General features: G+C 43.8%; 13 protein-coding genes. 5 read left to right on the top strand and 8 right to left on the bottom strand.

Going from position 1 to position 11,436, the window contains the following annotated elements; all coding sequences use genetic code 11:
* Positions 1-29: 29 nt before the first annotated feature.
* Genes DCO16_RS03610 through DCO16_RS03600 form a run of 3 tightly spaced genes read right to left on the bottom strand, consistent with a single transcriptional unit; the run spans position 30 to position 2,800 of the window.
* Positions 30-872 (bottom strand): DUF6671 family protein, encoded by an 843-nt coding sequence (locus tag DCO16_RS03610; protein WP_173942392.1) that lies wholly within the window; start codon positions 870-872, stop codon positions 30-32.
* Between the two features lie 33 nt (positions 873-905).
* Complete coding sequence (locus DCO16_RS03605; protein ID WP_173942391.1) at positions 906-1,889, bottom strand: sodium-dependent bicarbonate transport family permease; 984 nt, start codon at positions 1,887-1,889, stop codon at positions 906-908.
* 38 nt (positions 1,890-1,927) lie between these two features.
* Complete coding sequence (locus DCO16_RS03600) at positions 1,928-2,800, bottom strand: LysR family transcriptional regulator (protein WP_367652073.1); 873 nt, start codon at positions 2,798-2,800, stop codon at positions 1,928-1,930.
* Between the two features lie 129 nt (positions 2,801-2,929).
* Between DCO16_RS03600 and DCO16_RS03595 the strand changes: the two genes are divergently transcribed.
* From DCO16_RS03595 to DCO16_RS03585, 3 genes are all read left to right on the top strand, one after another.
* On the top strand, positions 2,930-3,622 hold the full coding sequence (locus tag DCO16_RS03595) for a TerC family protein (protein ID WP_254598092.1): 693 nt from the start codon (positions 2,930-2,932) through the stop codon (positions 3,620-3,622).
* A gap of 16 nt (positions 3,623-3,638) precedes the next feature.
* Complete coding sequence (locus DCO16_RS03590) at positions 3,639-4,148, top strand: universal stress protein (RefSeq protein ID WP_173942388.1); 510 nt, start codon at positions 3,639-3,641, stop codon at positions 4,146-4,148.
* Between the two features lie 136 nt (positions 4,149-4,284).
* Positions 4,285-4,845 (top strand): YggT family protein, encoded by a 561-nt coding sequence (locus DCO16_RS03585; protein ID WP_173942387.1) that lies wholly within the window; start codon positions 4,285-4,287, stop codon positions 4,843-4,845.
* On the opposite strand, the gene DCO16_RS03580 is transcribed toward DCO16_RS03585, so the two are convergent.
* Complete coding sequence (locus DCO16_RS03580; protein WP_173942386.1) at positions 4,828-5,364, bottom strand: TIGR00645 family protein; 537 nt, start codon at positions 5,362-5,364, stop codon at positions 4,828-4,830. The two genes, DCO16_RS03585 and DCO16_RS03580, sit on opposite strands and share 18 nt — an antisense overlap.
* A 121-nt stretch (positions 5,365-5,485) precedes the next feature.
* Here DCO16_RS03580 and DCO16_RS03575 point away from each other — a divergent pair, with 121 nt between their 5' ends.
* Positions 5,486-6,412: a LysR substrate-binding domain-containing protein gene (locus DCO16_RS03575; protein ID WP_173942385.1), complete on the top strand. Its 927-nt coding sequence runs from the start codon at positions 5,486-5,488 to the stop codon at positions 6,410-6,412.
* Positions 6,413-6,452: 40 nt separating this feature from the next.
* Here DCO16_RS03575 and DCO16_RS03570 read toward each other — a convergent pair whose 3' ends face one another.
* Complete coding sequence (locus DCO16_RS03570) at positions 6,453-7,040, bottom strand: DUF3501 family protein (protein ID WP_173942384.1); 588 nt, start codon at positions 7,038-7,040, stop codon at positions 6,453-6,455.
* 38 nt (positions 7,041-7,078) lie between these two features.
* Complete coding sequence (locus DCO16_RS03565) at positions 7,079-8,416, bottom strand: heterodisulfide reductase-related iron-sulfur binding cluster (RefSeq protein ID WP_173942383.1); 1,338 nt, start codon at positions 8,414-8,416, stop codon at positions 7,079-7,081.
* Between the two features lie 501 nt (positions 8,417-8,917).
* On the opposite strand from DCO16_RS03565, the gene DCO16_RS03560 reads away from it, so the two are divergent.
* Positions 8,918-9,355, top strand: coding sequence for a rubrerythrin family protein (locus tag DCO16_RS03560; RefSeq protein WP_173942382.1), 438 nt, complete (start codon positions 8,918-8,920; stop codon positions 9,353-9,355).
* A gap of 154 nt (positions 9,356-9,509) precedes the next feature.
* On the opposite strand, the gene DCO16_RS03555 is transcribed toward DCO16_RS03560, so the two are convergent.
* Both DCO16_RS03555 and DCO16_RS03550 read right to left on the bottom strand, forming a co-directional pair.
* Positions 9,510-10,439 (bottom strand): amidohydrolase family protein, encoded by a 930-nt coding sequence (locus tag DCO16_RS03555; protein WP_173942381.1) that lies wholly within the window; start codon positions 10,437-10,439, stop codon positions 9,510-9,512.
* On the bottom strand, positions 10,408-11,403 hold the full coding sequence (locus DCO16_RS03550; RefSeq protein WP_173942380.1) for a Bug family tripartite tricarboxylate transporter substrate binding protein: 996 nt from the start codon (positions 11,401-11,403) through the stop codon (positions 10,408-10,410). The genes DCO16_RS03555 and DCO16_RS03550 overlap by 32 nt, the downstream gene beginning before the upstream one ends.
* Between the last annotated feature and the right edge of the window lie 33 nt (positions 11,404-11,436).

The following is an 11,436-nucleotide window of genomic DNA, read 5'->3' as shown; positions in this document are numbered from 1 at the left end:
AAGCACCAGATTAGCGCTGTAACTTCCGCCTAAGGATTGCAGTAACTGCATTTTGAGGGGTCTGCAAACTGGAGTACTTTCATCCCTTCAGTTTCTTGGTGGGTACATTTGAGGCAGCCCCAGATTTTTGCGATCGCTTGCTCCGTAGGAAGGCCACAGGCATTGCAAGGCAGTCCACGCTGAATGTCTTTGACCCAATAGCCTGGCGTCTGACATTGAGGGCATGCGGAGTTCATCTTATTTGCCAGATCTACAGTCGCTTTGTGAATATTCTCCATGCGAGTGGGGTTTGCAAATGCCCTCAGATCATTTTCAACAAAAGCTACCCCTGTTGAAGACTGAGCTATAGCCCATTGGAAGGCTTCTTGCAAAGCCGATAGATCGTAAATCCCTTTGATAGATTCAGGGTGATGTTCATCTGTGGGTTTAATGACTAGGTGGTGCGATGGGAAAAGAGCTGTTTCAGCAAAGGCCTCTAATTCTTCCCAGTGACTAAAGTAGCCACTAGCACTTTGAGCTGGCGCACCAGAAAAACCAATGATTTCTATTTGGTGAAGTTGATCAATCAGCATCACCACTTCATTATTCCAAGGCAGCATCCCCGTGTAGGGATCTCCTACAAAAGCCCCTTCATTAGCGATCCCTAAATCAGTATTTAATAACTTCATACCCATCAATGCTTTTTTACGTGCTGCGTCTAATTGTGTGCCGTGTCTTGGTATCTCGCGCGTAAAGGTACCCAATTGATCAGTGTCATATGCATCTGTATGCTTGACATCACACCCTGTGAGTGCCAGGAGGTCGGGCGTCATCACTGCTTCCTTACCGTGCTTTGTAAGTAAGCTAGCGATGCGATGAGAAAAGATGCCCATATCTATGATTGCTAAAGTCAGTGAGGGTGATGTTTACAGTAACTGTTCGGCAATCAAGGTGTAGAGCGGGATGCCAATGATGATATTAAAGGGGAAGGTAATGCCTAGCGACATTCCCATATACAGCGCTGGATTGACCTCGGGTAGGGCATGACGCAGCACTGCAGGCACAGCAATATAAGATGCGCTTGAAGCCAGCACCATTAGTAAGATGGTATCGCCCAAAGGAAGGCCAACAAGCTTACAAAATGCTAGCGCTAAAAGCGCATGCGCAAGTGGTGATCCAATCGCATACAAGAGGGTGATGGGTGGCTTGCCTCGGAGGCCCTTGAAACTTCTCGAAGCCATCAGACCCATATCCAGTAAGAAGAAAGCCAACATCCCTTTAAACAAGTCAATCGAAAAAGGTGCCATCAGTTTTTGGCCTGCATCACCACTAAAGAGGCCTACCATCATCGAGCCAAGCAGCAATAGTTGTGCACCATCGGTAAATGACTCATGCAATATTTTTGACATCCCTGTTGCTGGAGGTTCCAGAGGTTTGCTAGTAGTGATCTGATTAGCCGCATGAGCGACTCTTGCCTTGTTGGCTAGAACGATTGCCAAAATAATGGCAGGGGATTCCATGAGAGCCATCGCAGCAGCCATATGGCCACCATATGCAATACCAAAATGGTCTAAAGATTGGGTCGCAGTAATAAAGGTCACCGCACTGACTGAGCCATAGGTCGCAGCAATCGCTGCTGAATCAAATGGATTTAAGTATTTACGAAGCAGCCAGTAAGCAATGATAGGAATGATAGTGGCAAGGAGTACTGCTAGACCCAGAGATAAAGCAATTTCTGCAGTCAGGCCGGATTTATTCAGGGCAAATCCACCCTTCAGTCCCAACGCCATCAACAAGTAAAGCGATAAAAAGCGAGATATCGGCTGTGGAATCTCGAGATTAGATTTGACACTACCCGCAAAGATGCCAAAGATAAAAAATAAAATTGCGGGATCTAAAAAATTGGCCATAGGTTCTTGTCAGTGATGTGTCGATAGCTTTTAAGTATTTACTGTTTAATGATTGCTTCTACTAAAGGATTGGCAATTTTCTTTTCAGATCGAATGGCAAAGAAATACTCATAAATATCCTTACAATGACCCAAGACTTCAATGCCATAGGATTGCTTTAATTCTTTTTGAATAATCTCAACTGAAGGAAAGACGCCCATGCCACTTTCAGCAAAAGTTTTAAGAAGAGCGCTGTCCTCAAATTCTCCAACAATGTTTGGAGTGATACCGTTTTTAGTAAACCATTGATCAATCAAGAAGCGCACTGTGGAGTGAGTAGTGGGCAGCAGTATGGGTAGATGGTTTAAGCATTCCGGAAACGCTTTTTTGGATTCCTCAATGAACTGTTTTGGGCTATACCAAGTCAGTGAAGATTTAGTCAGCTCTTCACTATAGAGGTTAAGATTTTTGCTATTGGGAGCTGGCCGATCTGCCAGGACAATATCGAGTCGATGTAATGCTAAGTCAGCTAATAAGTCCTCAAATTCACCTTCATGCACAATCATTTGTACATTGGCTATCTTTAGTAGAGGGTCTAGTAGTTGCCTTGTTACCAGCTTAGACAAGCCATCGGATACCCCAATATGAATTTTATATTTTGGAGATTTCGAGGCACTCTTGAGAATCTCCGGTAGCTTTTCCCCCAGTGAAAATATTTGATCTGCTATCTCGAGCGCTGCAAATCCAGATTCTGTCAGGGTAATGCCTCGCCCAGCAGGCTTAAAGAGTAAGTAGCCCAGAGACTTCTCTAGCTCATGCACCTGGGCGCTAATCGTCTGAATGGCCATTTCCAGGCGTATGGCCGCTTTGGACATGCTGCCCTCTTTGGCCACTACCCAAAAGTAGTAAAGGTGTCGGTAGTTATAGGACATAGTCATCTTCAGTAATTTCCGAAATTACTATCAATATATATCTTCTTTTAACTTAATACAACTCCCTGTAAATTAGGAGCATAGAAATTTGCTTTTTTTGCGAACACACCATTTATTAAGGAATTGAAATTGGACTTTTTTGGACCTGAATTTTTATCTGCTTTACTCGCCATTATTGTCATCGACCTAGTATTGGCCGGTGATAATGCCATTGTGATTGCCATGGCCGCCAGAAATCTTCCGCCGCATCTGCAGAAGAAGGCGATTATTTGGGGCGCAGTAGGCGCCATTGCAGTCAGAAGTTTCATGACGCTCATCGTGGTCTATTTGCTCGGTATTCCTGGTCTGATGTTTATCGGCGGTGCACTCTTGGTATGGATTGCCTATAAGTTATTAAAGCCTGCAGCCAATGAGGGTGCTGGCCAAGATCATGCTGCAAACACCTTCTGGGGCGCTATGAAAACCATTGTGATTGCAGATGCTGTCATGGGATTGGATAACGTCCTAGCGGTTGCGGGAGCGGCTGGTGGAAGCTATTTACTGGTTGTCATCGGACTGCTCATTAGTATTCCAATTGTGGTTTGGGGCTCAACACTAATACTAAAACTGGTTGATCGTTATCCATCCATTATTTATTTTGGTGCTGCTGTGCTCGCATTTACTGCTGGAAAGATGATGACTTCCGAACCGATGGTTCAAGCGTGGTTAGATTCCGTCAGCATGAGTTTGGAATATGTTGTGCAAGCGGTGGTTATCTTAGGTGTTTTGGTGGCAGGCTATGCCCAAAGTAAAGTATCTCCAAAAAAATCAGCAGCAGTTTAATTCAAAGGAAAATGCAATGAACACCATTTTTATTCCAGTTGACGGATCTAAAAATTCTGACTTAGCAGTCAAGCATGCCCTAAACGTATACGGGGCTGAATCAGATAGGAATTTTCATATTTGCAATGTGCAGCCTAGATTATTTAGGCATATCAGCAAATTTTTAAGCAAGCAATCTATTGATCAATGGCACGCAGAGCGTGCAAGTCTAGCGCTTGCTTCAGCTTCAGAGCTGCTTAAAACACACAATGCACAATTTTCTTCTAGCTATGTTTGTGGTAGCGCAGGTGATGCTTTATGGAATGAAGCAATGCGCTTAAAATGCAGCCGTATTGTGATTGGCGCCTCAAAGAAAAATTCTTTAAATAGATTTCTGGAAAATTCAACCACCGCTAAGTTATTAGAAATTAGTGATATCCCTGTAGAAGTGATTACGGGAGATGCTTCTACGCCATTGAAACGTTGGGCTGTCCCGGCTTTGAGTGCTGGTGCTGCAACCGCTGTAGTCGCGATTGTGACGAATTAGTTTTAGTTTTATCCTGCTGTTCTCTCTTTGGGCCCTCCTCGTGAGGGCCTCTTTTTTACCCCCATCTTTTTAGAGAAAATAGGGTGCAATCAGACGGCATTTAAAGATACTCAATAATCAGCTTTACAATCTAAACATGATCTATCAAATATCCAGCCTATTACTAGAGGTCTTCCTTGTTCTCATTGGCGGCGCCTGCCTCATTCGTTGCTATATGGGTTTTTTCTACATAGATTTAGGACGAGCAGCTGGCTATCAAATTAGCGGCTACCTTCATAGTTTGACCAATTGGATTATCTTGCCTTTACGTCAGGTGTTACCGAGTTTTGGAAGGTTTGATCTCGCGAGCTTCTTAGCTGCTTATTTGATTGCCTTGATCCAGGTTGGCACACTTTGGTTTTTGAGTGGAGCTAATAATGCCGTGAGCTATGTATTTATCCAGAGTCTTTTTGAGATAGTGAATTTATTTTTATCCGGTGTGATTGGCGCCATATTTGCCAGCATTTTGCTATCTTGGTTTGCGGCAAGCTCAATGGCCTACTATTTTTTATCAGCGCTCACCGAGCCCTTATTAAAGCCAATTCGTAATACCTTACCGAAACTAGGCATGCTCGACCTGTCTCCCTTAGCACTATTAATAGCTATTCAGATACTACAGGTCGTTTTAGCTAATGTGCAATCAATGGTGCTTCGCTGAAGCGACGATCTTTTCTGTATAGGCAATCGCTATAGCGGAAAGTACAAAAGTAATGTGGATGATGGTCTGCCACATTAAAGTTTTTTCATCATAGCTAGCTGCATTAATGAATGTCTTTAGTAAATGAATGGAAGAAATTCCAATAATGGCAGTTGCCAATTTCACTTTGAGTACACCAGCGTTGACGTGAGAAAGCCACTCGGGCTGATCAGGATGATTTTCCAATCCTAAACGTGAAACAAATGTTTCCCATCCTCCAACAATCACCATGACAAGCAGGTTAGAGATCATCACCACATCAATCAGGCCTAAGACTACCAACATGATTTCAGTTTCTGAAGGAGTTTTGCTCGATAGCATGCCAATCAGGTGAACTAACTCTACCCAGAATTGCCATACATACACAGCTTGAGCAACGACTAAGCCGATATAGAGTGGCGCCTGAAGCCAACGGGTCATAAATAGCCATCTTGGTAGTGGCCTTAGTTTTTTCTCAAGTTTAGCGATTTCGTCGGACATGTCTTATTTATTCCTATGGTTCAGATCAATATGCATTACGCAGAACGTACCACTTTTCTATGTCAACCATCAGCCCTCTGGCCGCTATGCACGGAACGGATAAAGGGCTGATAATTGGAGCATGACACTGACAGAACTTCGCTATATCGTTGCCGTTGCGCATGAGCGCCATTTTGGTAGGGCAGCAGAAGCGTGTTTTGTCTCTCAACCGACCTTATCTGTGGCGATTAAGAAGTTAGAAGAAGAGCTCAATACGCAAATTTTTGAGCGAGCCAATTCTGAAGTGACGATGACTAGTTTAGGTGAGCAAATTGTGAGTCAGGCTCAACGCGTTTTGGAAGAAGCTAACTCCCTCAAGCATCTTGCGAAACATGGGCAAGATCCTTTATCTGGGCCGCTGCGACTGGGCGCTATCTACACCATCGCTCCTTATCTACTCCCCAGCTTAGTGCGAGTGGCTAGAGTGCAGATGCCTAATGTCCCTTTATTTTTAGAAGAGAATTTCACGACCCGTTTATTAGAGATGTTGCGCCAAGGTGCCTTGGATTGTGTAGTGATTGCAGCCCCTTACGCTAGTACTGGGCTAGAAAGTATTGAGTTGTACGATGAACCCTTTTTGGTAGCCGTTCCTAAAGGCCATTCTTGGGAAATGCGCACGATTATTCCGCACCGCGAGCTTAAAGAACAAAACACATTACTACTTGGGGCAGGACATTGTTTCCGGGACCACGTACTTGGGGTGTGTCCAGAATTAAACCGCTTAGGTTCAGGCTCAACGATTGGAGAGCAACGTAGTTTTGAAGGCTCATCGTTAGAGACGATTCGACAAATGGTAGCAGGGGGTATTGGCATCTCTGTACTGCCGAGAACATCAGTATCTGATTTGACTGCATCAGATCAGTTGATTCGTTATATCCCTCTGGATGAACCTGTTCCTACCAGACGAGTGTGTTTAGTTTGGCGTAAAGGATGTCGACGTGCACCGGCCATGGAAGCATTGGCGAAGGTCATTCGCCAATGTGATCTGCCCGGTGTGACATTTATTTAATCAACTTTAACCGCTACGAAATTAATCGTTATTTAAGTATTTAAGCACTTAAATCAGACACTAATGAAGCCAGTGTTTCAGGGGCTACCGTTTCAACATGCATAGGGTAACCTTTGTGATCACAGCCAACCATGATCTGGGCACCTGCTTTTAAGGCAATCTTCATATTGGGACTTAAGTCAAAACGCATAAAGTGCACTGCGGATGTTTTTTCTGCAGTAGAGCGCTCTAAATCTTCATCGGCCACTGCATAGACGCGTGGTTGACCTTCTACTTCAATAAAAACTTGATGCTCAACACCGACTAATTTAGCAAGCGCGACTTTGCGATCTGCTTCATTAGGGTATTCCAACATCATGGTAGCTTTGAAATTGGAGCCGTCTGGTACTAAAGGGTTGTAAGCATTAAGCTCATCTTTGATACCTTCAGTTTCAAAAGTTTTTTCTACGCGTAACATTTCTTGAATCTGATAGCGCATTAAAAATTCATTCTCGAAAATCATTGTTAAATGATCACCAAGATGCACAGTACGTATGCGACGTTCTTGAATCGCCTTCTCACGAAAAGCGGGACGCTCTTTATGGTATGCCTCAAGACTTAAGAGGCTATCGCGGGTAATTTTTGCCATACTGTACTACTCCTATTCTGTTATCTAATAAAGCGAGCTTATATTCCATAAGCCTTTGCAAGCAATGTCAGGGGATGGGCCATCTCTGATCTAGGTAAACCCAACTCTTCCATACCTTGCGCAATATGATGGCCTGCTAACTGGCAATCAGAGCTGATGTAATTGGGCTCATCCTCAGCCATCCTTTTGAAAACCGGCTTGCCGATTTTCATAGCCATGTCATGAAACTCTTTCTTCACTCCCCAGGTTCCCGAGTGGCCAGAGCAACGCTCCACGACATTCACTTCAGTACCTGGAACGAGTCTCAGCGTCTCCGCTGTTTTTTGACCCATATTCTGAACCCGGGAATGGCATGCCATGTGATAACTGACGTGACCTAATTCGGTATTGAAATCCTTCTTGAGCAAACCATCGGAGTTGCGTGCCATGAAGTATTCAAATGGATCCCACATGGCCTCTTTTACTAATTGAGTATCTACACAATCAGGGAACATGAGCGGTAACTCTTGCTTAAACATTAAAGTACAAGAGGGGATGGGTGTCAAAATAGCGTAACCTTCCCGTGCTAATTTTGCGAGCTTAGGAATATTCTTTTCTTTGTTCTCTGCAACGGACTCTAAGTCACCGAGCTCAAGCTTAGGCATACCGCAACAGGCTTCTTTATCCACCAACTCATACGGAATCTGATTGTGTTGCAGCACCTTGATGAGATCTTGACCAATGCCAGGCTCGTTGTAGTTGATATAGCAGGTTGCATAGATTGCTACTTTGCCAGGTGTCTTGGCACCATCAACAACGGGTAAGTGGGGGGATTTCTCGGCCAACTGTGGGAAAGTTTTGGGTGCGTACTCCGGAATCCATGCCTTTTTATCAACACCTAATGCACCTTCCATCACTAGGCGTGCGAGCCCAGTACTGTTGACCGCATTGACTGTTTGGGTCACGATCGGAATGCCTGCAAAGTGACCTAGCTTATCGGTGGAGGAGAGCAGCTTGTCACGGAAGGTTGCCTTATCGTCTTTAAAGTTGACTGCCTTAGCGCGCAACATGAGGTGCGGAAAATCAATATTCCAAGGATGTGGCGGTACATAAGGGCATTTAGTCATGTAGCATACGTCGCACAAATAGCACTGATCAACGACTTGTTGATAGTCTGCCTTATCGACTTGCTCCATCTCTAAGTCTGCTGTGGCATCTACTAAGTCAAATAGTGCTGGAAATGAACCGCACAGGCTCACACAACGACGACAGCCGTGACAAAGATCAAACACTCGCTCCATTTCAGCCTCAAGATCGGCTTTATCGTAGAACTTCGGGTTTTTCCAATCTAGGGGGTGGCGTGTTGGCGCCTCTAAACTACCTTCGCTTATGCTCATTTTTTCCTCTTTAGATCTGCGCCATGCAATCTATTTGGCGAACTATAGCGATAGTGTAGAGTCTCAACGATCGATAGCCAAATTGTATTAATTAACAATATTGATAGGTAAAAACTAATTTCTATGTTCCAGGGTTCGGGCAGTCAAAATGTGTCTTAAGAGGAGATTCATTAAAATCTCTGCTTATATTGGGATAGCCTTCTTTTGGTTACAGGTCTCAAGAGGCTCATTTCAAATAAAACTAGACATCATTACAAATAAAAGCTTTTATTGATAGTAAATGCTAACTTAATGAGGTTTATCTCCCTCAAGTCTTGATTTCAGGCTTAAAAAGACAATGTGTATACTTTTATTAAATCAATCGATATTTGAATATCAGTTGTTTTTAACTATCAACTCAATACAAAAATACGATTATTAAGTCCGCTAGTTTTGTTGATAATTACCCCGTGGTGAAACGTTTTCACCCTATTTTTAACAATTGATCTTAGGAGTCACAAAATGGCTAAAACTGTAAAAGGTTCAAAGACAGAACAGTCTTTGAAAGAAGCATTTGCTGGTGAATCACAGGCAAACCGTCGCTATTTGTATTTCGCGAACCAAGCTGACATCGCTGGCGCAAATGACGTTGCTGCAGTATTTCGTTCAACTGCAGAAGGTGAAACTGGCCACGCCCATGGTCACATGGAGTATTTGATTGAAGGCGGCGCAGGCGAGCCAGGTACAGGTATGCCAGCAAAGACTGTTGCAGAAGCATTGCAAGCAGCGATTGCCGGTGAAACACATGAGTACACTGATATGTACCCAGGTATGGCTAAGACTGCACGCGACGAAGGCTTTGATGAAATCGCTGATTGGTTTGAAACTTTGGCTAAAGCTGAGCGTAGTCATGCCAACAAGTTCACTAAGACTTTAGAAGCGCATTTGGCAAACGTGTAATTTCAACGTTTGTTGAGTTTTACCAAGAGGACTGGGCTTTGCTCAGTCCTTTTTTCATTGGTTATATAAAGTTAGCCCACTAAATCTGGGCATGTTTGAATAGTAGCAATCTATAGCGCTAGCTCAGAATTAAATAAAAAACATGATGATATATCTAAACTTTCTTATTAATACTCTCAATAAATTGATAAAGCCGCGCTGGGTTATTACTCAGAATATTCGCTCTTTGTATTGGGTCTGGTGCCCAGCTTTGCAATATATCTAGCAGGTCTGCATCGTTTGGCATAAAGCCTTTAACCATGACATGGGGCCAGTCACTTCCCCAAACGATTTGTCGATCATTTGCTTCAAGTAGTGCCCTCGCAAATATCTTGGTATCAGCATAAGGAGGTTGGCTCTCCGATGATATTCGATAAGGACCTGTGAGTTTTACCCAGGCACGCTCTTCACGCATCAGTGCCAAAAGATTCTGAAAGCCAATATCTTCAATACCAAGTTCTGTTTTGAGATAACCCAGGTGGCCTAGAACGACAGGCACAGGAAAATCTTTTAAGTCTTCATAGAGATGAGGAAATTCATTTGCATGCATTAGAAATTCAATATGCCATCCCAGTGGGGCAATCTTTTCTGCAAGATAGCGAAGTTTTGAGATGGGTAACATTCCTTTTTCTTCTGCTAAATCCACAATATTGCAACGTACTCCCCTAATGCCGGAGTGATGAAGATGCTCTAGTTCATTTTCAGAAATATCCCAGTCCACCACTGCAACCCCTCGAAAATGAACAGGATCTGTTTGTAGTGCATTGAGCAGTGCTCGGTTGTCGTTGCCATAAATACTGGGTTGCACTAATACAGCACGACTGATGCCTAAGGACTTTAGGAGCTCTATGTACTGGGGAAGTAGGGCATCATGCGGTGTGTAAATACGATTTGGGGAGTAGGGGTAGATTGAGTCAGGCCCACAGATATGGGCATGACAATCCGTAGCATGTTCTCCAACAAGCAGATCAGGTTTTTTTAGAACCTGATCTGGTGGCTGACAAAGCGGATGCTTATTGAGGTTCGATTCCAGCGTCTTTAGCAATCTTGGAATACTTATTAATTTCACTACGCACAAATTTTTCAGTTTCAGCTAAATTCATGAGCTTAATAGTGATTCCGGCTTTAGCGTACGCTGTTTTCACTTCAGGCTCTTGCAATGCTTTATTGATATCAGTATTGATCTTTTGCAAGATGCCCTTAGGCGTAGCTGATGGAGCCCAGACACCAACCCATAGACCAATTTCAAAATTTGGGAAGCCTTGTTCGGCAATCGTTGGGATATCAGCTGCTATCTCCGAGCGAGTAGCACTAGTCAGGCCAAGAACGCGTACCTTACCCCCTTGAATCTGGCCAATGGCAGTTTGCAGAGGAGCCATGTAATAGGCAGTGCGTCCCGCAATGGTTTCTTGAATAGCTTCAGGTGAGCCTTTGTAAGGCACATGCAACATTTTGATGCCCATAGTTTGATTGAAATACTCTGCGGCAAGGTGAGTAGAGCTGCCAACACCAGCACTAGCAAAGGGAATGTTTCCTGGCTGTGCTTTAGCAGCATCCACTAAATCCTTAATAGATTTATAGGGACTCTCAGCAGATACAACGAGTGCATAAGGACTCGTACCTAAAATACTGACATCAGTAAGACTCTTGAGGTCATAAGGCAATTTCTTGTAAATAGCTGGGTTAGCGGCATACGAGGCCGACTGTACTAAAAGTGTATAGCCATCAGAATCGGAGTTGACAACTACACCCGTACCAATCAGACCACCTGCACCTGGCCTATTTTCTACAATCACAGGCTGCTTCCAGATTTCTGTCAGGCTTTTGCCGACAATGCGTCCAGCGATATCAGCACCGGAACCAGGCGTTAGCGGCACAATCATTTTGACTGTTTTGGAAGGGTAATTAGCTACATTCGCTTGAGCATGAGCAATGTTGCTCTGTAAAGTAAGAACACTTCCTAAAAGAGCGAGGGAGCCTAGTAGCTTTGAATAAAAACTGAATTGCATAACATCTCCTATATTTTTTTAATTACAACTGAA

It is taken from the genome of Polynucleobacter antarcticus, assembly GCF_013307245.1.
Classification (GTDB): domain Bacteria; phylum Pseudomonadota; class Gammaproteobacteria; order Burkholderiales; family Burkholderiaceae; genus Polynucleobacter; species Polynucleobacter antarcticus.
Note: the sequence above shows the minus strand (reverse complement) of the source record. Positions and strands in the feature narration are given on the sequence as shown.